Here is a 20262-nt window from a genome sequence, read left to right as displayed (position 1 = left end):
ATTTCTATATCGCGACGCTTACCCGGTCAGACCGCTGCCACGCTAGCAAAACTCAGGTTGAATACCTGCATGCGTTTACGTTGCATTTTCAGCATGTACTCCATTTCTTTAAAGCGGGTACGAATAGTGGCTTGTTGCCACTTGGCTTGCAGCTCCTGTTTCTTTTCTTCGAACGCTTCGCGTTTCTGTTGCACCCATTGTCCGCGCAGTTCTTTCCAGTCTGCCAGTGTGTCCATAAACTGCTGATATTCTGCTTCCAGAGTTTGTCGCAGTGCTTCTACGTTGGGCGTGGGTAGACGGCTCAGACTAAGTTGTTTGCGGGCCTTTTCAAACTGCATTTGCAGCATGGCTTCCTGAATTTTGAAGTTAGGAACACGCTTCAGGTTGCGGGCCAGGCCCACCCAGGATAACGCTGAAATCAACCATTTGGTGGGGTCGAACTGCCACCAGCGCACGCCGTTACGATAATCGGTCTGGAAGTAGTGATGAAAATTGTGATAGCCCTCACCGTAGGTCACCAGCGCCAGCAGGAAATTATCCTTGGCGGTATTGGTGTTGGTGTAAGGTTGCTTACCCCAGGCGTGGCAGAGGCTGTTGATGAAGAACGTTACATGATGGCTGATCACCAATCTCAAGACACCTGCCAGCAGCAACATGCCCAGAATGTCGCCATTCAGGTAGCCCAGTAACAAGGGCACGCCAACGTTGGAGGCAACCACCAGAGGAACATAGTGGTTGTGCTGGAACATGACGATTTTGTCACGTTGCAGATCCTGGGTATTGTTTAGATCCACCTCGCCGCTTTTGTAGTTACGCAGCATCCAGCCAATGTGGGCAAACCACAGGCCTCGGTTGATGGAGTAGGGGTCGTTGTCCACATCGTCGACATGGCGATGATGTTTACGATGACCTGAACACCAGATCAGTATTGTGTTCTGCAGGGCGCAGGCTCCCCAGAAGGCAAAGAAGGCACGCACTACCGGGTTGGCATCATAGGCCCGGTGCGACCACAGGCGATGATAACCGGCTGTGATAGAGAGCCCACAAAAGGCGAGCATCAGGGTAAAGGTAATCCACTCTACAGCGTCGTAGCCCGACATGAAGCCGTATACAGGCACCGCAGTGATTGAAATCAGGAATGTGACGGAAAAGATGATCGTTGGAGCCCAGTTAATGGGGGCTTCTTCTTGTTTAATTGCCTGCTTGGATTCTTGCATGCACTACTTTCTCGCTGAACGGGTATTGTAATGGGTGTTGACAGTATAGCTCTCGGGTGATCGACAAGTATATTGATCGCCAACTTTGAGACATGATTCTAACTTAAATCATCTAGCAGGTATATTACAGGAAAAAGGCGGCAAGATGCCGCCTTAAAGTAGGGGGGAGCCGGCATGGCTGTGAGAGACTTACTCTGTAACCACAGCCTTTTCAGTCTTTTTTGCTGAAGAAACCTTTTTTACTGTCTTTTTAGCAACTTCGGTTACTTCTTCTACGGTGGTGGAACCCAGTTCTACCAGCTCGTCGAAATAGGATTCGCTGCTTTTGCGCGCTTTCACAACCAGACCAACGGATGCATTTTTCAGTTGATCAAGGCTGCTTTTTACGTCTTCAAAAGGGTTGATGATGTCTTTCTTGAGCTGCTCCAGAAAAGATTCTTCTGCTTGCAGCTGCTGTTCGCCAGCCTTAACCAGTTCGTCGAACTGCTTATTGCTCTCTTCTCTGATTTTCACATAAAGACCGCGAGAAGCGTTGATAATTTGATCAACAGATGAATTGAACTGCTCTAATTGCGTTTTAACGCGGACCGAAAACTCGCTCATTTAATAATCCCTCATTTAGGATGGCTGATTAAAAAAACCTCATATTGGCGCATATGTTTGTCCTGACAGGAAAATTCCATTTGTGATGTTCAGAACAACAACACTGCGAAACGCAATTTATACAAAAAAATTAGAATATTAACCCTAATTGCATCACAAATTTAGCGGCGCCTTTCAGGTGCCGTTAAATTTGTGTGCTAAAAGTGCGTTAAATTGCGCTGAGGTCAGCCTTGCGCCGACGGGGCAGCACACCGGTAACCAGCTTTTTGGCTGTGCCATAGGTGCTGCGGCGATCTCGGGGAAAGAATGGGCCGATGCCGTGGACTTGTTCCAGATCCGGCATCAGGTAACGTTTTTCTGCGGCTTTAATGACCGCCCCGGTGATCTGCAGAATGCGGGCATCTCCAAACGGGGTGCCTACACCGTTATTCAAGGTCAGCCCTACCGAAAGTTTACGCACGGGGTCAGCCCAGGCACCGGAACCGCCAAAGCCAAAATGACCAAAGCTTAGAGAGGTGGCTTTGCCCAGTGCGAAGACCCGGTGATACCCCAAGCGCCAGTGCATCGGTACGGGGATTACGTCACCCATCGTGCGATTCTGGATTTGGGTGATTTCATTCATGGTTTCCCGGGAGATCAGGCGAATGCCGTCCAATTCGCCACCGTTTGCCAGCACGGCGTAAAGTTTGGCCAGGGAGCGCGCAGTGAACATGCCGTTGGCGGCGGGGACGCAGGCATTGACGAAGTCCGGGCTGTTGTAATCCAGATACATAGCACCTTTGGGTACCAATGCGGATATGGTTTTATCCAGGTCGATATTGGCAATTTTGAGGCCTGCGGTTACTGCTTTGAGCATCAGTTTTTGGCTGCGGCGTTCCACCCGCATTTCCGATGAGCCTTGCTTGCCGATACTCTGTACCAGCTCGGCGCGGCGGTGCATCTGGTCTTCAGGTAGGCCCACGTACAGTCCATCCAATTGCAGTGGTGCGGCGATCAGCTCATCCAGTACTTCTGCAAAGGTTTTACTGGTGACCCGTTGCACCAGTTCGCCGATCAACCAACCGTAGGTGAGGGCGTGGTAGCCGTTATTGGTGCCAGGTTCATGAACGGGTTTGGCGCGCTCAATAGCGGTGGTCATGAAGTTCCAGTCCATCATTTGCTCGGCGTCGTCGATCATCTCGCGGATGTGATACATACCGGCTTCATGGCATAGCAATTGGCGGACGGTGATATTCTGTTTGGCTTTCTGGCCGAACTCGGGCCAATGTTTGCTGACCGGATCGTCGTAATTCAGATAGCCTTGATCCACCAGGATGTGCAGCAGGGTAGAGGCTACGCCTTTTGTGGTTGAGAAAGAGAGTGACAGGGTTTCAGAGCGCCAGGGATCACCATCTCGATTGCGCGTGCCGCCCCAGATATCTACAACACACTGACCTTTGTGATATACCGATAAAGCGGCGCCACCTGGCCGGTTACGGGGGATCTGCTGGGAGAGAACTTCTGCAACGCGACCAAAATCTGGATGCACATAACCCTGTAACATAGACTGGAGTCCTTCTCTTTATTGTTTGAATAGTTATAGCAGTTTTTACCTGTATTGGCACATTGAGGTTTGAATCGTAATAGGTTAGGTGTTTTAGTCACCAAAGTGAGTGAGGATTGGTTCAAAAAATCACTATTTGGGCGCTAAAGCCATTTGGATATGGTGCGTGATCTGGTCTAATTGCGCGCCTGTGGATTAGGAGGAGTTTTATGAGTCAAACCAATTGGTATCTTGGATTCGGTGCATCGGACGCCCTGTATTCAATGAACAATATTTACCGTGCTTCTCTGGAAAACGGTTCTGAAAAAGAGCAGGCAGAAAAGCTGCTGGCGTTACTGAATCAGTTTGCCGATGAATGCCTGGATCAATATTTTATGAATCCCATTGAGCGAGTAAAGCTCAACAGCATGGGGCAAAAGATTGTGTCCGGTGGTGTGTCTGCCATGAAGAAAACCATTCACCTGACGTTGAAACAAGTGGTGAAGAAGATGTCCAAGGCCGATCGATTGCATATGGCGGACTATATTAATGGCCTGCTCAAGCCTTTACGGGAGAGTGAGCGTTATCCTACCTATGTAGCCGTAGAGATCAGCCCCGAATTGCGAGAGCGCTTGGGTCGAGTAGTGGCTAATGGGAAAGAGCAAGGCGCAGATGCCATTGCTAAAGATTACTCCGATGCATTATGTGAGCTGGTGGAGGTTGCGATCCATTCGTATATGGATAAGCCCTTGAGTATGATGAAATTGGGTATGGTAATGAACAAGATTACGTCGGTGGCCAGCGATGCTATCCGCAGCGCGGCGAAAACGGTAATTCGTAAGGTGATTCCATCGATGAGCAGCAAGGAAATGGAAGGTTTCTTCGAGTTCTCTGAGTCTATTTTGTATCCACATCCTGCTTAATGCATGAATAAAAAAGGGACGAATTAACGTCCCTTTTTTATTCATGGGTTGTTTTCACCGCAGCGAGTCGCTTAGTTCTGCACCATTCTACCCAGGCGGGCGGCAATGATTTCCTGCGCGTCTGCGACGATGGTTTTGATCAGGTCTTCACAGCTTGGAATGTCTTTGATTAGGCCTACTACCATGCCTGCTGTCCAGATGCCGTATTCCAGATCGCCTTTATCTAACACCTCACGACCTTTTACGCCAGCAACCAAAGGTGCCAAGTCATCGAAATTGGTGTCGCCTGGTTGTGCTTCGATCTCTACAACTTGGGTTGCGATGCTGTTTTTGAATACGCGCGCCGTGTTGTTCAGAGTACGGAAGATCAGGGCCGTATCAAGCTCGGATGCTTCAACCATGCGCTGTTTTACGTTGTCGTGAACAGGTGCTTCTTTGGTGGCAACGAAACGGGTACCCATGTTGATACCTTCGGCGCCCAATGCCAGTGCGGCGGCCAGACCTCGGCCATCCCCAAAACCACCGGAGGCGATCATTGGGATCTTCAACATGTTGGCAGCGCAGGGAATCAGTACCAGCCCTGGAATGTCATCTTCACCTGGGTGGCCAGCGCATTCGAAACCGTCAATGGACACCATGTCACAGCCGATTTTTTCAGCTTTTAGTGCATGACGCACGGATGTGCATTTGTGGATTACTTTTATGCCCGCAGCTTTAAAGGCTGGCATAAAGGGCTCTGGGCTGCGGCCTGCGGTTTCTACCACTTTGACACCGCTTTCGATTACCGCTTTGGCGTACTCATCGTAAGGAACCGGCTTGATGGTGGGCAGCAAGGTGATGTTGACACCGAATGGTTTGTCCGTCATTTCGCGGCACCGGGCGATCTCTTTGGTCAGATCTTCCGGTGTAGGCTGGGTCAGGGCAGTCAAAATGCCTAAGCCGCCAGCGTTGGACACAGCAGCCGCGAGTTCAGCGCGGCCCACATGCATCATTCCCCCTTGGACGATGGGGTGTTCAATGCCGAGCATCTCGGTTAAGGCGGTTTTTATCATGATGAGTTACTCCAATTGATTTGTCTCGAGAGCGGACTACATCAAATAACGGATTTTGTTGCAATGGCGGAAAGCCTGCTAGTTAGGCAGGGTGATGATTTTGTTTACTGAAGACAATCAACCCGCCTGTTTTCTGGCCTGTTCACCGTGTTGGAGCAGCTCTTGCTGCACCAGATAGATGTCGATCACGTTGCCCTGTAGCATGCGCTCGATAAAGGATGTTGATTTCTCATGAGGGGTTTGGGGGTGGCGTAAACGCTGGATAATGGCGGTGTCGGTGGGTAAATAGGCGCGTAGGCTGTCGTCGATATTCAATAAATAGGAAATGCGTTCCAAGGTGTCGCGGGGGATAGTGCCCGTTTTGCCGTTTTTCCAGTTGGCATAGGTTGAGGTGGCGGTCAGGCCCAGCAGCGTCATCGCCTCTGGACGGGTTAGCTGCCAGCGGGAGGCCATATTGAAAAATCCTTTTAACGCCAATTGGGCAATGCCCCGGCGCGCAGTCACGTCCTGATTATACATTGTGTCCGCCAACAGGTTTGTTTCAGTCCTTACTTTTTATAGCAAACCTCATAAAAAAGGCCAGCTTTAAAGCTGGCCTTTTTGTCTGGATGGCAATAAATCAATAGCGATATTCGTTGTTATTGATGCCTGCCAGAACCTCGTCAGTCACTTCAACGTATTCATCTGATCCCGGCAACAGTGCATAAACCAGTTCGCCGTTGGTTTTGGCTGGATCAAAAGCCTGTTCTTTCAGGTTAGACTTCTGATACTTGAACGTGCCGGTGGTTTCCATCTGCTGTTTAATGCGCAGGAACAGCGGCACTGAGTAAGCAGGCATGTTATTGCGCAGGAACGAGCACAGTTCCTTGAAGTTGATCTCTTCAAGAGGAACAGCGGGGGTAATGGATGCCATGCCAGCGCGACCGTTGGTGTTGGGAATTTCTACGCCGTACACAACTGCCTCGGAAATTTGAGGGTGGCTGGATACGATGTTTTCAACTTCCGTAGTGGATACGTTCTCACCTTTCCAGCGGAATGTATCGCCCAAACGATCCACAAACTGGGTGTGGCCAAAGCCGATGTCACGCAGCATGTCGCCGGTGTTAAACCAGCGATCACCCTTGGTGAACACATCGGTAAGCACAACCTTTTTGGTTTTTTCGGGATCGGTATAGCCATCCAGGGGCGCTTTGTCGTTGATTTCAGCAATCAACAGGCCTTGCCCACCTTTTTGAACTTTCTTCATGAAGCCGTCAGCGCCACGAATCGGTTCTTCTTTTTCTTTGTCGTATTCCACCAGCGCCCAGCTCATGGGAGAGAAGCCAACGGTGTTATCAAAGTTAAAGATATTGGTGAAACCGATGTTGCCGTCTGATGCAGCGTACAGTTCGACAATCTCTTCAACGCCAAAGCGTTTCTTGAAGGGCATCCATACGTTGGGGCGCAAGCCGTTACCGACCATTTTGCGTACCGGGTTGTTGGCATCATCGGACATTACCGGCTGATCCAGCAAATAGCGGCACAGCTCACCAACGTAGCCAATAGCGGTAGCATTGTATTTGCGCGCATCACGCCAGAAGTTGGAGGCACTGAATTTGCGACGAATAGCGAAGCCTGAGGAGCCTGCGATGGCGGAGCCCCAGCATACGCACAAACCGGTTGCATGGTAGAGTGGCAGGGTGGAGTACATCACATCTTTCGGGCCCAACCGCATGGCCATGATGCCGAAGCCGCCATAGGATTTCATCCAGCGACCATGCTTAAAGATACCTGCCTTGGGCAGACCGGTGGTGCCGGAGGTGTATATATAGAAGCAGGGATCGTTGCAATAAATGCGGTTGGTGGAATCCGGGTTATGAGTCGGGCTGCTGGCAGACTCAGTTGCGAGGTTGCGATAACCTTTAGGTGCCACACCGGGATCTTTGGTGGTGTCTTGATCGGCCAGGAAGAAGACTTTGTCGTCATCTACATTTAGATCGCCACGAACTTCGTCAAAGGCATCCGTCAGTTCACCGCCGACGATGGCGGCTTTTGGATTCACCAGGTTGAAGCTGTGTATCAGTACTTTCTGTGTTTGCGATGTGTTGAGCATGGCGCAAACCGCACCAATTTTGGAGACACCCAACACGGTAGCCAGCAGTTCAGGGCGGTTTTCGATAAAGACACCGACAACGTCACCTTTCTTGATGCCTTGGCTTTGCAGGTAGTGGGCAATGCGGTTGCCCCACTGGTTGAATTCGTCGTAGTTGAACCGCGTGTTCTCGTACAAGATAGCGGTGCCACGAGGGTTGCGCTTTGCAGCCAGTTCAAATGTCCATCCTAGACCACATGGCTGTGTGGGATCATTGATGTTACCGATTTTTAATCCTTTGATTATCCGAGGCAGGTTCCGCATTATGAACGGAGCCTTTTTTAGCATCATGCCCCAGGTAATCACACCAGTAGTACTGCTAGTCATGTTACCCCCAGTCGGCAATCCATAAAGTAGGTTTATAATGTTTTTGTTGCGCTAACACAGGCTTGTTACCTGAGTGCAGCTGTAGATCGCAACATCGAATATCCCAACAGGTGTAGGTGAAATAATGCCACCCTAAGCTGAAATCGATGGTTTTTCGACTTGGTATCCACACTTCTTTAGCGTTGGCGTACGATAACCTCATGGGGCGCTTGGTTCAAGCCTTTGAGGTCTAAAAGTGGACTTGGTGGTGGCGCATAATCACAGTGCGTTGTCGCTTAAAGTCAAGTTCTTAAATATTACGAATTTTCTCTATTTATCAATAAGATAAGTTGGCGAGCCTTAAGTTGGTCACCCACGCTGGCTTCAACACTGGAAACGGTGCCGTCAATACTGGCGCGCAGTTGATGCTCCATTTTCATGGCTTCTACTACCGCCACCACATCCCCTTCTTTAACGCTGGCTCCTGGTTCAACCAGAATGGCCATCAGGTTTCCATCCATGGGTGCAACGATTTTGCCTGAGCCTTGGCTGGATGCTTTGGCAGAGGGGGCGTGGGTTTGGTCTTCGAACCGGTATGCCTGCTCGGAGTTGTCCAAATACAGCTCGGAACCCTGAATGTGGAAATGGTAGCGACGTTCCAGGGTGGGTTGGTGGGTGGTTTGCTGCCAAATGGTCGCCTGGTGGCCATTGATATCCACTTTGAGTCGATAGCATGCACCCAGTATCGTGATATCCAGCCATTGATGGCCGCGTACCCGGCATGAATAGGTTTGATTCGCCCCGGTGAGACGGAAACTTGAGCCTGCCCCCAACGACGATGACTGATGAGTGGTGTGAAGCAGAGCGGCGGCCACGGCGGCGGCATCTTGCTCCTGTTGTGTTGATGCAGCCTGCCAATCATCTGCGTGTTCATTAATAAAGGCGGTAGTGGCTTGCCCGGCCTTGAACTGAGGGTGTTGAATCAGTTGGCGTAGAAAGCGCCTGTTGGTCTGAGTGCCCAGCACAACGGTGTTGGCCAAGGCCCGATCCAGTTTGCGGATGGCGGTGGTGCGATCGGGGCCATAGGCGATGATCTTAGCGAGCATGGGATCGTAGTGTGAGCTGATGTGGGATCCGCTGCGGATGCCGCTGTCGATGCGAACGCCAGCCTGTTCCTCTGTGTGCCACAGGTAAACCGGGCCGGTTTGCGGCAGATAATGTTGATAGGCATCTTCCGCGTAGAGGCGCACTTCAATAGCATGACCCTGCAACCGGATGTGTTCCTGAGCCAGAGGCAGTGCCTCGCCCCCTGCAACGCGTAGTTGCCATTCCACCAGGTCAGTGCCGGTGATCAACTCAGTAACCGGGTGTTCAACTTGCAAGCGGGTGTTCATTTCCAGAAAGTAGAATTTGCCATCCTCATCCACCAGAAATTCGACCGTACCTGCACCCACGTAATCACAGAGTTTGGCAACTTTCACCGCGCAAGCACCCATGGAGGCCCGTAACTCTGGGCTGACAAAGGGGGAGGGTGCTTCCTCGACTACTTTCTGATGGCGACGTTGCACCGAGCAGTCTCGTTCCCCTAAATACACGGCGTTTCCTTGCTGGTCGGCAAAGATTTGGATTTCGATGTGGCGCGGGTTCTGGATGGCCTTTTCCAGAATCAATTCTCCGCTGCCAAACGCATTTTCAGCTTCGGAACGCGCGGAACTCAGCTCCTGCTTCAAACTAGCCAAATCATTGACCAGCCGCATGCCTCGGCCTCCACCGCCCGCTGATGCCTTGATCATCAGAGGTGTACCGATTCGCTCTGCTTGTTGGATGAGGTTATCTATGCTTTGGTCTGCGCCATCGTATCCAGGCACTGTGGGTACACCCGCTTTCTCAACTGCGAGCTTGGACAAGCGTTTAGAACCCATCAATTCGATAGCAGCCGCAGGGGGGCCGATAAAACACAGGTTGTTGTGCGCGCACGCGGCTGCGAAGTCGCTGTTCTCCGACAGAAAACCATAGCCGGGATGAACGGCGTCTGCACCGCTGACTTTGGCAGCTGCGATGATGTTATCAATGTGCAGGTAAGATTCGCCGACATTGGAAGGGCCGATACGAACGGCTTCGTCTGCCAGTTGCACATGCAGTGCGTCGGCGTCGGCGTCGCTGTATACGGCAACGGTGAAGTAACCTAGTTTTTTGGCTGTGCGGATTACCCGTACGGCGATTTCGCCACGGTTAGCGATAAGGATTTTGCTGAATTCGGTCATGTTGTGGATTCCGACATTGTTTATTGGGCCCAGTGCGGCAGGCGCTTCTGTACGAAGGCCATAGTGCCTTCAGCCCCTTCTTCGCTTTGTACTGCCGCCGCAAAATGATGGGCGGCTTGATCCAGAAGCTGTTCCATCTCAATGGTGCCCACTTGGTGCAGCAGTGCCTTAGTAACCCGGTTAGCGTCGGGTGCGGCGCGTTTTACCTTGTTCAACACATCATCCAGGGTTGCTTCAATGGCCTCTGGTGATTCACATAGATAGTGGGCGATGCCAAGTCGTACGGCTTCGTGGCCATCAAAGCGTTCCCCCAATAGCGCAAGGCGTCGAGCTTGCGTCAGGCCTACCCGCGTTACAACAAAGGGGGCAATCTGCGCCGGTACAACCCCCAGCCCGGTTTCTGGCAACCCAAATTGCGCACCGGCTGCGGTGATCGCAACGTCAGACACGCAGGCCAATCCAAAGCCGCCGCCCAGTACCGCGCCTTCCAAAACAGTAATCACCACTTGGGAGGCATGATTGGCTTGGGTGATCATATGGCCGAAGGCACGGTTCAGGGCAAAGAAAGGATCTTCATCACCGGTGTTGGATGATTGCGCCCGAGCACCAGCCATGTCTTTAATGTCACCGCCTGCACAGAAGTGGCCTTCGGCTCCACGTAACACGATGGCCCGTATGTCTGGGTTCTGGTTGGCGAACTGAAACGCCTGATTCAATTCCTCTACCATTTTCAGACTCATGGCGTTGCGGGCTTGAGGTCGGTTCAGGGTGATAAAGAGCGTGATGTCACGCTGTTGTACTGCCAGTGTTTCGTAGCGCATGGTGCCTGCCTGTTCGCTTATTTGGAGGGGAGGATGTCCATGGTTTTGCAGATAATGCCCAGCATGATTTCGTCGGCACCGCCACCGATGGCAGCCAGACGACTATCCCGATATGAGCGTGATACCAGGTTATCCCACATGTAGCCCATGCCCCCCCAGTATTGCAGGCATCCATCGGTGACTTCGCGAGCCAAGCGACCTGCTTTCAGTTTGCACATAGAGGCAAGCTGTAACATGTGTTGGGGGTTGCCACCGTTGATATATTGTTCGCAGGTGTTGTATACCAGAGCTCGCAGTGCTTCCACTTCTGTTTGCAGCTCTGCGAGGCGGAAATGAATCACTTGGTTATCGATAAGCTTCTTGCCAAAGGCATCCCGTTCTTTGGTGTACTCGATGGTGGCTTTGATGACGGAATCAAGCCCGCCTATGGCGTTGGCTGCACCCCACATGCGTTCCTCCTGGAACTGCATCATCTGGATCATGAAACCCTGGCCTTCGGCACCAATCAAATTGCGTTGTGGTACTTTTACGTTATCGAAAAACACCTGCGCTGTGTCGGAGGAGCGCATGCCCAGTTTGTTCAGTGGCTTGGACAGCGAAATTCCTGCAGCATCACGAGGTACCACTATCAGCGACTTGTTCTTGTGTTTTGCATCATCACTGGTGTTGGCCAACAGGCAATACCAATCTGCCTGGGTGGACGTAGTGATCCACATTTTTGTGCCATTGATGACGTAATCATTACCCGCTTTGGTGGCTCGGGTTTTGGTGTTGGCCACGTCGGAGCCAGCGCCGGGCTCACTTACTGCTATTGACGCTACCATGTCCCCTTTGATGGCTGGCACGAGATATTCTTTACAGAGATCCTCGGTGCCAAAACGCGCCAATGCAGGCGTCGCCATGTCGGTTTGCACACCGATCGCCAGCGGTACGCCGCCACACCGAGCGCGCCCAAATTCTTCGGCTGCAGCAAGGTTGTATGAGTAATCCAGCCCCATGCCTCCGTATTGTTCTGGTTTACTAATACCCAACAGCCCCAGATCACCCAATTTTTTAAACAGTTCATGGGCCGGGAATGGGGGCTGCTCTTCCCATAGCTCCACGTTTGGATTGATCTCGTTTTCCACTACATTGCGTACGGTGCGACGCAGGGCTTCGTGTTCTTCGGTGAATAGCATGTTTCGATCCTCAGTTCAGGGTATTCAATTCTGACAATGTTGTGTCTGCATAATTAAAATCGTGCGATGCCAAAACTGTTGTCTTGCAGTTGTCGGGCCTTGGCCTCTTTCTGGGTGTCCAGTACAAAGGCCAGCACAGCACGGGTGTCGCGGGGATCAATAATGCCGTCATCCCACAAGTGGGCAGTGCCGTAAAGCGCTGTGGATTGCTTTTCCAAATTGATGGCAGTGGTCTGTTCCAACATATCCAACACTTTCTCGTCCGGTTCCATGCCCATGGAGCGCTGCTTTTGTTCTGCCACAATACGCAGCACTTTCCCTGCCTGGGCTCCACCCATTACGGCGGTTTTATTGTTGGGCCAGGCGAAAATAAAGTGAGGATCCAGACCGCGACCGCACATGGCATAGTTGCCCGCACCATAGGAACCGCCGACTACAACCGAAAACTTGGGTACGCGGGCGTTGGCCACTGCCTGAATCATTTTAGAGCCGTGCTTGATAATGCCGTTGCGCTCTGATTCGGTGCCCACCATAAAGCCGGTGGTGTTGTGCAAGAACAATAAAGGCACTTGTTTTTGATCACATAGCTGAATGAACTGTGCCGCTTTGGTGGCACCTGCTGTGGTGATGGGGCCATTGTTGCCTATGACGCCAAGGGTGTGGCCGTGGAGTTCGATCCAGCCACATAGGGTTTGATTGTCATAGTCATTCTTGAAGTCGAGAAAGTCGGAATCATCAGCGATGCGCAGAATGATTTCGCGACAGTCGTAAGGGCGACGGGCATCACTGGGCACGACACCCAGCAATTCCTCAGCATCGTAGCGGGGCGGTTTGAAGGTCTTTTGAGGAAATACCGGCAGTTGATCCTGCCAGGGGATTTTCCTCATGACCTCCCGCGCTAAACGAATACCATCGGCATCATTTTCTGCCATGTATTCAGCAGTGCCGGCGATGGTTGCATGCAGCTCGGCTCCACCCAGGGATTCGTCGTCAGCGATCTCACCGGTTGCGGCTTTCAGCAACGGAGGGCCTGCCAAAAACATCTTGGTGCGATTGCGCACTGCAATAAGATAATCGGATAGCCCTGGTTGGTAGGCTCCTCCTGCCGTTGCATTGCCATGCACCACGGTGATTTGTGGAATGCCGGCTGCGGAAAGTCGTGCTTGGTTAGCAAAGCTGCGGGCGCCTTCTACAAAGATTTCGGCTGCATAGGTTAGATTGGCTCCGCCGCTTTCTGATAGGGTGATAACAGGCAGCTTGTTCTGCGCAGCAATTTCATGCAGACGCAGTGATTTCTTTAAACCGGCGGGAGAAATGGTGCCGCCTTTGATTGCGCTGTTGTTCGCCACCACTAGGCAGCGAGCCCCGGCGACATAGCCTATCCCGGCGATGATGCCGCCACCGGCAGCGCTGCCATCCTTGTCATCGTGCATTTGATAACCGGCCAGTGACATTAATTCCAAAAACGGTGAACCGGCATCCAGAAGATGTTCGATGCGCTCACGGGGGAGCAGTTTTTCAAGTTTTTCGAACTTGGTTCGGGCTTTTTCTTCAGTAGCCTTTACTTTGGCTTCGATGTCTCGGAATGCCAGTAGCAACGCCTGCATATGCTCACGGTTGGCTTTAAACTCTTCACTGGTTACGTTAAGGCCACTTTCCAGAATCGGCATGGTTATTCGCCTGTTTCAGTTTTAAAAAGGTCGGGTACCACTTCTCTATGAAAGCCATCGAATGGCTTGCTCTTGTTGTGTGCTTGTAAAGGCATAATGGCTACGTTGCCTTGTGAGGCAGCACCATCGATGCGAATCGTTGTGCCGCTGATGAAGTTGGCGGCGTCGCTTAGTAAGTAACAGATGGCAGAACTGACCTCAGCTTCATTGCCCATTCGTCCCAAGGGTACCGCTGCCCGTAGCGTTTTAATGACGCTTTTAAAACTGTCTGGATAGGTGTCCATGCCACTGGAGGTAATCCATCCGGGCGCAACTGCATTCACGCGAACTCCCGCGCCGCCCCATTCATAGGACGCGGTTTGAGTGAAGTTGACCATGCCGGCACGGGCTGCGCCAGAGTGACCCATGCCAGGCATTCCGTTCCACATATCGGCCACGATATTAACGATGGAACCACCATGATTGGACATGGACTGATTAAATACTTCCCGTGCCATCAAAAAACCACCGGTAAGATTGGTGGCGATCACCGCATCCCAGCCTTTTTTGCTGATAGCTAATAATGGCGCAGGGAACTGGCCGCCTGCGTTATTCACCAAGCCGTGGATGTCGCCATGAATATCCACGATGATTTTTACAACCGCTCTAACCGCATCTTCATCACGAATATCGCAGCTGTGGTAATCACAGCTGCCGCCATCCTCGATGATTTCTGCTTGAACTCGTTCCAGTTTTTCAGCTTTGCGTCCGATTAATACTACGTGAGCACCCAGTGAAGCGATTTCATGGGCGGTACAGCGGCCAATGCCACTGCCTCCTCCAGTAACAATGATGGTTTTATCCTGAAATGTGTCTGGTCGAAATACAGAGCGGTAACCCATGAATGTTATTCCTGATGAGATTGAAGGGATTGATAGATGGCCTGATTTACGGGGATAGGGTAATCCAGTAGCTGCTGGGCGTAGGCTTTGCCTTGGGGGTCAATGCGCAGGCTACAAATGCCACCGCCACCCAGGCTATTCTCCAGCAGAAAATTCAGTGCGTTGATTCCTGGAAGCTCCCAACCTTTTACTACCGGGTTGCCATCGAAAGTGTGTGCCATGAACTGAGCTACCGATTCGCAGGTAAGTGCTGCTTTGATGTAGGGCAGATACTCTTTGCTGCGGGCAATTACCCCAATGTTGGCATGATTGCCTTTGTCTCCGCTGCGGGCCCAGGCCAGTTTCACCAGAGGCACGGTACAATCACTGAGTTCAGGTGATATCGATTCGATAGCCGGAACAGGTTCTTTGAACGGGTGATCAACGGTATCTGTCTCAACTGTCTGGGTGTTGTCTGCGCAGGTCATGCTGACCGTTACACCGGACTTTGGAACCAGGCAAGAGAACAGCCGGATAATGGGAGACACCTTAGGCCGGCCGCCTACGATACCGGTAATGCCCGGAGCCATCCCGGTAGCTGCCTGCGCAATTTCGCGCGAAAACAGCACCAGTGCTTTTTTATCCTGATGGCTGGCAGCAATTTTAACGATAACTTCACGCGCTGATTGAATGCGGGTATTCGCCCCGTAGGTGGCTTCTGTGCCCAGTAATTCCACATGGGTTTGCGAAAAATCATCCATGCCTTTTTCTGCCAGCATGGAACTGACTTTGCGCAGAATAGCGGTACTGACTTTTTGTGCTTTTTGGTTTGCGTCGATTCCTGCCAGCAGGAACGATGCGGTAACCCGGAAACCATCGGGATAGGTGGCAGAGACTTTGTATTGGCCCGTTGGCGCAAAACCTTTGGCACCGCTGACGTGGACTCGGTTGTTACCTGTTTGTTGCAAGGTTACGTCCGTGAAATCACAGATAACATCTGGCAGATAATAGGCGTTAGGATTGCCTATTTCATACACCAACTGTTCGGCTACAGTGGCTTCACTGACCAGTCCGCCGGTGTCTGCCGGTTTGGTTACATCAAAGCTGCCGTCGGCGTGGCATTCGATCACCGGGAAACCCATGTTGTGATAATCGGGTACGCTTTCCCAATCGGTAAAATTTCCACCTGTACACTGAGCCCCACATTCAACAATGTGCCCTGCCAGGCTACCTTGTGCCAGTTTGTCGTAGTCCGACCATGACCATTCAAATTCATGCATCAATGGTGCAAGTACCAAAGCGCTGTCTACGACGCGGCCGGTGATGATGATGTCAGCTCCGCACTCCAGGGCGGCTACAATGCCGGGAGCGCCAAGATACGCGTTCATGCTCACCATAAAAGGCGGCATGGGGGAGCCGCTAAACATCTCGGTTATACCCTGTCGTTGCAGATCCTGGGCGATGGGCATCAGATCATCGCCACTGACCACGGCAACTTTCAGTGTCAGCCCTGCTTGGGCAATCAATTCACGTATAGCTTCCGCGCAACTGTGAGGGTTAACCCCGCCAGCGTTGGTGATGATTTTTGTGCCTTTGGCGGAAATTTCCGGTAGCAGGGGAGCCATAATGCTGCTGACGAAGTCCGTGGCGAAACCTGCCTTGCTATCCTTCATGCGCATGCCTGCCATGATGGACATGGTGACTTCAGCAAGATAGTCGAATACCAGGTAATCCAGATCGGCCTTACGTATCAGCTGAGCAGCAGCGCTTTCAGTGTCGCCCCAGAACGCTGCGGCGCAACCGATTTTGATGATCTTGTCCGTCATGGGGTCCGGTTTCCTGTATAGACTTTTATTGTAGATGTCCTACACTACCAAGCAAGCGCTTGGTTTGTAAAGTGTCGATTTTCCCTTATTGTTTCTCTAATTCCATAAATATAACGGTCACTGGGGTGCAAGCTACCCCTGCAATCAGTAAAGTAGGCAACTGCTTGAATTAACAGGTTTTGATGAATAGTGAATATATCCGCGAAATTGCCCAACGGCATGGACGATACCCCCAGAGGACGCTTGTTGGCGGCCGCCGCCCACTTATTTCGAAATAAGGGGTTTGAACGCACTACAGTGAGGGATCTGGCTCAAGAGGTGGGTATTCAGTCTGGTAGCATTTTTCACCACTTTAAAACCAAAGAGGAAATCCTTCGTTGTGTCATGGAGGAGGTTATTCACTTCAATACCGAGCGCATGCGCGAGGGCTTGCAACAATCTGAGAATCCTCGGGAAAAGTTATTGGCACTGATTCGCTCGGAGCTGACCTCTATCAATGGCGATACGGGTGAGGCAATGGCCGTGCTGATTTTTGAATGGCGTTGCCTGAAGCCTGACAGTCAGGCGTATATCCTGGAGCTGCGCTCTCACTATGAGCGCATGTGGATAGATACGCTGGTGGAAGCTCGCGATGCCGGGCTGATCGCCCCTGAGCGCGACCTGTTTGTGCTGCGTCGTTTTCTTGCCGGTGCGATCAGTTGGTCTCATTACTGGTATAAGCCCGGTGGGCCAATGGGCGTTGATGAACTGGCAGAGCAAGCGCTCCATATGGCTCTCAACGGCGGTTAAATAACGCCCGTTTAGCTACTGATAAGTCACCAATAGTGGTGTCTAACTCCCGCCAAATGGCCTGATTTTCCAATTATTTTTCATTTTCTTGTGGATTATGTGGCACCTGTTTCGTTACGTCACAATAGGTTTAATAAATTTACAAATTTACGCTCGAGTCATTTTTCTGAATGCTGATAGTATTCGAAGTGAGCAATAATTATTCGAGCTCAATTGCTGAAGGGTTTTCGTACGCGGCATGGTGTATGTGGCGCAAACGGGGCAGGAAAACTCTGATTTATTCTACAAAACAAAAAAAATAATAGGTGGTTGGTTATGAACACACCGGAAATAACACCCGGCGACAACGGTTTTTCGGTTGAGCGGGGGCCCGATGCACGGGAACGTATACTGTCAGCAGCTGAATCACTGTTTGCCGTTCGGGGGTTCGAGGGGGTTTCGACCACTCAGATCGCTAAAGTGGCAGGAATCACGCAGCCTTTGATTCACTATCACTTCAAAAATAAAGAAGCTCTTTGGAAAGCGACTATTACACGCCTGTTTTCGCGTCTTTCTGATGAGTTTAATGCCGAAGTTAAAACACTCCAGCAAAAGGATGATCGTCGCTATTTGATAGAGATGATTCGTTGTTATGTATCCTTTGTGGCGCGTTACCCTCAGTACGGTCAGTTTATTATGCGTGAGGGTGTACAGGATTCACCCAGACTGCAATGGATGGTCGAAGAGTGGCTTAAGCCTACCTTAAACCAATTTCATGCTCTGTATGAGAAGGGCATTGAGCAAGGCTGGATGAAGGATATTCCATTCCCTCAGTTGATTATGCTGATTACTGCATCTGCCAGTCATTTCTTCTCCATGGCGCCAATGGTTAAGGCGCTATACGGAATTGATGCCAATGGACCCGATCAAGTGTTAGCCCATTCTGATGCTGTGGTTGAAGTTGCGGTGAACGCCATATTGCGCGAGCCTGTTGCTAACCTGTCGGAAACCGAGATTGCCTGATTACAATTCAGCAGATTCTCTGATAAAAAGCTGCCTATGGCGGCTTTTTTATTGCCTGCTAAACGCTAAAACGAGGAAGAACGATGATTGGTAATGGTTATCCCTGTGGCAAAAAGGGCTATGTCATTCTGGAAGAGGGCGACATTAACCCTTCATCTTTGCAGTTGGATGTACGCCATTATCTGGTGGTAAAGCCCAATGGTGAGCAAGTGTCAGGTAACTTTTCCTTCGCGGAGGCTGAACAATTCATTCGTGAGCAGGAGGCAAAAAATAAATAAAATGAATGGGTTAGCGCTATTGCACACAATTTGTGCGCCAAAGACGAAGTGAACACTAACATGACGGGAATGTTTCAACTTTTTTTGAATTAACGTTTGACAGCACCCCGGAATTTCGTAAAATGGCGCCACTTCTCGGGTGGTTAGCTCAGCTGGGAGAGCATCGCCCTTACAAGGCGAGGGTCACAGGTTCGATCCCTGTACCACCCACCAAAATTCGGAGCGGTAGTTCAGTTGGTTAGAATACCGGCCTGTCACGCCGGGGGTCGCGGGTTCGAGTCCCGTCCGCTCCGCCAACTTTCTAAAGAAGCGGCTTGTTTCCGAGAGCAAGCCGCTTTTCTAGACAAGATTGACGCTCCGAATATCTGTTAGCCCTCATCTTCGTTTCAAATCTTTTTTCGTTAAGCGCATTATTACCTCTTCTGTTTCACACAACTGTCACTGACTTCCTGTTTACTTGGTTCTAGCATTCAAGTTCAGCCTTTTATAGGTTGGCCCGAACTTTGAATGGAATGTGCAGTCAAAACTGCGTACCAATAAATGGAGGAAGTACTATGGAACATTATCAGGACGAGTTGCTGGATACAGAAGACTTCGAATTTGATGATGAAGTGGATGACGCCTTTGAGATGTAGTCTCTAGGCGTCTTTTTATTTCTTGCTCAGTAGCTTACGAAACTCTCCCGGGGTTTGCCCCGACCAGCGCTTAAACGCTCTCTGAAACGCCCCTGGGGTCGAAAACCCTAGCAGATACGATATTTCCCCAAAGCTTAAATCCGTGTTTTTCATGTAGCTCATAGCCACGTCCCGGCGCATTTCATCCACCAGGGATTGATAGGCCGAGTCTTCTTCTTTCAGCTTTCGGCGCAAGGTCCAGCTGGGCATGCCCAGTTTTAGTGCAACCTCGTCGATGGAGGGAGTTTGGCCGTGCAGCATGGTGCCCAAGACTTTCAGCACTTTGTTGCGATAGCTGTCCGCCAGAGCGATCTGGTTCAACAGCTCGTCACAAATCTGAATCAGTTTGTCGTGCAGCTGCGGGCTGGAGTCTGGGAGTGGGATAGCCATGTCCGCCGCATTCATGATGATGGCGTTGCGGGGGGCACCAAAGCGAATCTCGCAACCGAAGGCCGTCTGATAGTCGTCCCCATAGCTGGGTGCGTCAAACTCAATATCGACTCTGCGGACCAAGTCTGTCACGCCAGTTAACAGATAAGTCAGCTTTGCCCAGGCGCCAAGCACACCATCCACTACAAAACAGGTGTAGGCGTTATAAGGCGCGATGGAGTAAAAGGTGAGGGCCATTTGTCCGCCTTCAGCAACCAATTGGCTGGTGCCGCGATAGCACTGGCTGTTGAGATGTTCATATCGCACCAGTATATTCAGCGCATCCCCGAGGGTTTTGGCGGTCATGGCAGCCAGCCCTACGTAGCCAAGGCTGCTGATGTGGCTGTGGGCACCCAGTTGGAGCCCGATATCAGGGCGGCCTGTCTGGCGAATGGCACCGCGGCCCAGACGCATCAGGTAGGTCAGGTCGATACGGTTATCGTCATCGGCCAGTTCATTGGGATTAAGATCCGCGTCCGCCAGCAGCTGATCGCAGTCTGCGCCCATCCCCGCTGCCAGCTTTAATAACTGGTTCACATACAGTGCTGTGGTGTCCCCGATTTTCATTTATGCCTTCGCAACATCATTAAACTGCTCTTGTTTCCTCATTATATATGCTTATAGCGGCGCATTGCTCGCTGGATGTTTGATCGTTTTTTGGGCGGGCTGTCACACTTCGCTTGTCTGAGCAGTCACTACACGGGCCAGACTGCTGCA

18 protein-coding genes and 2 tRNA genes are annotated in these 20262 nt (G+C 51.2%); 7 read left to right on the top strand and 13 right to left on the bottom strand.

Going from position 1 to position 20262, the window contains the following annotated elements:
• Positions 1-26 precede the first annotated feature (26 nt).
• From Kalk_RS03390 to Kalk_RS03380, 3 genes are all read right to left on the bottom strand, one after another.
• Complete coding sequence (locus Kalk_RS03390) at positions 27-1217, bottom strand: fatty acid desaturase (RefSeq protein WP_101892859.1); 1191 nt, start codon at positions 1215-1217, stop codon at positions 27-29.
• A 189-nt stretch (positions 1218-1406) separates the two neighbouring features.
• Complete coding sequence (locus tag Kalk_RS03385) at positions 1407-1820, bottom strand: hypothetical protein (protein ID WP_101892858.1); 414 nt, start codon at positions 1818-1820, stop codon at positions 1407-1409.
• Between the two features lie 208 nt (positions 1821-2028).
• Positions 2029-3363, bottom strand: a complete 1335-nt coding sequence (locus Kalk_RS03380) for a serine hydrolase domain-containing protein (protein ID WP_101892857.1) — start codon at positions 3361-3363, stop codon at positions 2029-2031.
• A 209-nt stretch (positions 3364-3572) separates the two neighbouring features.
• On the opposite strand from Kalk_RS03380, the gene Kalk_RS03375 reads away from it, so the two are divergent.
• Positions 3573-4265, top strand: a complete 693-nt coding sequence (locus tag Kalk_RS03375; RefSeq protein WP_101892856.1) for a hypothetical protein — start codon at positions 3573-3575, stop codon at positions 4263-4265.
• A 71-nt stretch (positions 4266-4336) separates the two neighbouring features.
• On the opposite strand, the gene Kalk_RS03370 is transcribed toward Kalk_RS03375, so the two are convergent.
• The 9 genes from Kalk_RS03370 to Kalk_RS03330 all read right to left on the bottom strand — a co-directional run bounded on the left by Kalk_RS03370 (position 4337) and on the right by Kalk_RS03330 (position 16373).
• Positions 4337-5314, bottom strand: a complete 978-nt coding sequence (locus Kalk_RS03370) for an NAD(P)H-dependent flavin oxidoreductase (protein WP_101896201.1) — start codon at positions 5312-5314, stop codon at positions 4337-4339.
• A 120-nt stretch (positions 5315-5434) separates the two neighbouring features.
• Positions 5435-5836, bottom strand: a complete 402-nt coding sequence (locus Kalk_RS03365; RefSeq protein ID WP_101892855.1) for an antitoxin Xre-like helix-turn-helix domain-containing protein — start codon at positions 5834-5836, stop codon at positions 5435-5437.
• 100 nt (positions 5837-5936) lie between these two features.
• The gene (locus tag Kalk_RS03360) at positions 5937-7775 is read right to left on the bottom strand and encodes a long-chain-acyl-CoA synthetase (RefSeq protein WP_101892854.1); all 1839 of its coding nucleotides are present in this window, start codon (positions 7773-7775) and stop codon (positions 5937-5939) included.
• A 296-nt stretch (positions 7776-8071) separates the two neighbouring features.
• A complete protein-coding gene (locus Kalk_RS03355) occupies positions 8072-10018 on the bottom strand; it encodes an acetyl/propionyl/methylcrotonyl-CoA carboxylase subunit alpha (protein WP_101892853.1) in 1947 nt (648 codons plus the stop codon).
• Between the two features lie 20 nt (positions 10019-10038).
• A complete protein-coding gene (locus tag Kalk_RS03350; RefSeq protein WP_101892852.1) occupies positions 10039-10839 on the bottom strand; it encodes an enoyl-CoA hydratase/isomerase family protein in 801 nt (266 codons plus the stop codon).
• 17 nt (positions 10840-10856) lie between these two features.
• Positions 10857-12017, bottom strand: coding sequence for an acyl-CoA dehydrogenase family protein (locus tag Kalk_RS03345; protein ID WP_101892851.1), 1161 nt, complete (start codon positions 12015-12017; stop codon positions 10857-10859).
• Between the two features lie 53 nt (positions 12018-12070).
• The gene (locus Kalk_RS03340; protein ID WP_101892850.1) at positions 12071-13687 is read right to left on the bottom strand and encodes an acyl-CoA carboxylase subunit beta; all 1617 of its coding nucleotides are present in this window, start codon (positions 13685-13687) and stop codon (positions 12071-12073) included.
• 2 nt (positions 13688-13689) lie between these two features.
• Positions 13690-14568 carry an SDR family oxidoreductase gene (locus Kalk_RS03335; RefSeq protein WP_101892849.1) on the bottom strand — a complete coding sequence of 293 codons (879 nt, stop codon included), beginning with the start codon at positions 14566-14568 and terminating at the stop codon, positions 13690-13692.
• A gap of 5 nt (positions 14569-14573) precedes the next feature.
• Entirely contained in the window at positions 14574-16373 is a 1800-nt protein-coding gene (locus Kalk_RS03330) for an acyclic terpene utilization AtuA family protein (protein ID WP_101892848.1), read from the bottom strand.
• A gap of 219 nt (positions 16374-16592) precedes the next feature.
• Here Kalk_RS03330 and Kalk_RS03325 point away from each other — a divergent pair, with 219 nt between their 5' ends.
• The 6 genes from Kalk_RS03325 to Kalk_RS21595 all read left to right on the top strand — a co-directional run bounded on the left by Kalk_RS03325 (position 16593) and on the right by Kalk_RS21595 (position 19077).
• Positions 16593-17162: a TetR/AcrR family transcriptional regulator gene (locus Kalk_RS03325; protein WP_101896200.1), complete on the top strand. Its 570-nt coding sequence runs from the start codon at positions 16593-16595 to the stop codon at positions 17160-17162.
• Positions 17163-17477: 315 nt separating this feature from the next.
• Entirely contained in the window at positions 17478-18164 is a 687-nt protein-coding gene (locus Kalk_RS03320; protein ID WP_101892847.1) for a TetR/AcrR family transcriptional regulator, read from the top strand.
• Positions 18165-18247: 83 nt separating this feature from the next.
• A complete protein-coding gene (locus Kalk_RS03315; protein WP_101892846.1) occupies positions 18248-18442 on the top strand; it encodes a hypothetical protein in 195 nt (64 codons plus the stop codon).
• Between the two features lie 137 nt (positions 18443-18579).
• A tRNA-Val gene (locus tag Kalk_RS03310) sits at positions 18580-18655 on the top strand.
• Positions 18656-18661: 6 nt separating this feature from the next.
• Positions 18662-18738 (top strand) — tRNA-Asp (locus tag Kalk_RS03305).
• 216 nt (positions 18739-18954) lie between these two features.
• Complete coding sequence (locus tag Kalk_RS21595) at positions 18955-19077, top strand: hypothetical protein (RefSeq protein ID WP_267892415.1); 123 nt, start codon at positions 18955-18957, stop codon at positions 19075-19077.
• Positions 19078-19092: 15 nt separating this feature from the next.
• On the opposite strand, the gene Kalk_RS03300 is transcribed toward Kalk_RS21595, so the two are convergent.
• Positions 19093-20112, bottom strand: a complete 1020-nt coding sequence (locus Kalk_RS03300; RefSeq protein WP_101892845.1) for an AraC family transcriptional regulator — start codon at positions 20110-20112, stop codon at positions 19093-19095.
• Between the last annotated feature and the right edge of the window lie 150 nt (positions 20113-20262).

This window comes from Ketobacter alkanivorans (genome assembly GCF_002863865.1).
Lineage (GTDB): Bacteria > Pseudomonadota > Gammaproteobacteria > Pseudomonadales > Ketobacteraceae > Ketobacter > Ketobacter alkanivorans.
The sequence above is the reverse complement of the archived record's forward strand: the minus strand, read 5'-3'. Positions and strand labels throughout refer to the sequence as shown.

Coding starts and splice junctions, on each gene's coding strand:
- Kalk_RS03390 (WP_101892859.1), bottom strand. CDS start 1,217: ATGCAAGAATCCAAGCAGGCAATTAAACAAGAAGAAGCCCCCATTAAC.
- Kalk_RS03385 (WP_101892858.1), bottom strand. CDS start 1,820: ATGAGCGAGTTTTCGGTCCGCGTTAAAACGCAATTAGAGCAGTTCAAT.
- Kalk_RS03380 (WP_101892857.1), bottom strand. CDS start 3,363: ATGTTACAGGGTTATGTGCATCCAGATTTTGGTCGCGTTGCAGAAGTT.
- Kalk_RS03375 (WP_101892856.1), top strand. CDS start 3,573: ATGAGTCAAACCAATTGGTATCTTGGATTCGGTGCATCGGACGCCCTG.
- Kalk_RS03365 (WP_101892855.1), bottom strand. CDS start 5,836: ATGTATAATCAGGACGTGACTGCGCGCCGGGGCATTGCCCAATTGGCG.
- Kalk_RS03360 (WP_101892854.1), bottom strand. CDS start 7,775: ATGACTAGCAGTACTACTGGTGTGATTACCTGGGGCATGATGCTAAAA.
- Kalk_RS03355 (WP_101892853.1), bottom strand. CDS start 10,018: ATGACCGAATTCAGCAAAATCCTTATCGCTAACCGTGGCGAAATCGCC.
- Kalk_RS03350 (WP_101892852.1), bottom strand. CDS start 10,839: ATGCGCTACGAAACACTGGCAGTACAACAGCGTGACATCACGCTCTTT.
- Kalk_RS03345 (WP_101892851.1), bottom strand. CDS start 12,017: ATGCTATTCACCGAAGAACACGAAGCCCTGCGTCGCACCGTACGCAAT.
- Kalk_RS03340 (WP_101892850.1), bottom strand. CDS start 13,687: ATGCCGATTCTGGAAAGTGGCCTTAACGTAACCAGTGAAGAGTTTAAA.
- Kalk_RS03335 (WP_101892849.1), bottom strand. CDS start 14,568: ATGGGTTACCGCTCTGTATTTCGACCAGACACATTTCAGGATAAAACC.
- Kalk_RS03330 (WP_101892848.1), bottom strand. CDS start 16,373: ATGACGGACAAGATCATCAAAATCGGTTGCGCCGCAGCGTTCTGGGGC.
- Kalk_RS03325 (WP_101896200.1), top strand. CDS start 16,593: ATGGACGATACCCCCAGAGGACGCTTGTTGGCGGCCGCCGCCCACTTA.
- Kalk_RS03320 (WP_101892847.1), top strand. CDS start 17,478: ATGAACACACCGGAAATAACACCCGGCGACAACGGTTTTTCGGTTGAG.
- Kalk_RS03315 (WP_101892846.1), top strand. CDS start 18,248: ATGATTGGTAATGGTTATCCCTGTGGCAAAAAGGGCTATGTCATTCTG.
- Kalk_RS21595 (WP_267892415.1), top strand. CDS start 18,955: ATGTGCAGTCAAAACTGCGTACCAATAAATGGAGGAAGTACTATGGAA.
- Kalk_RS03300 (WP_101892845.1), bottom strand. CDS start 20,112: ATGAAAATCGGGGACACCACAGCACTGTATGTGAACCAGTTATTAAAG.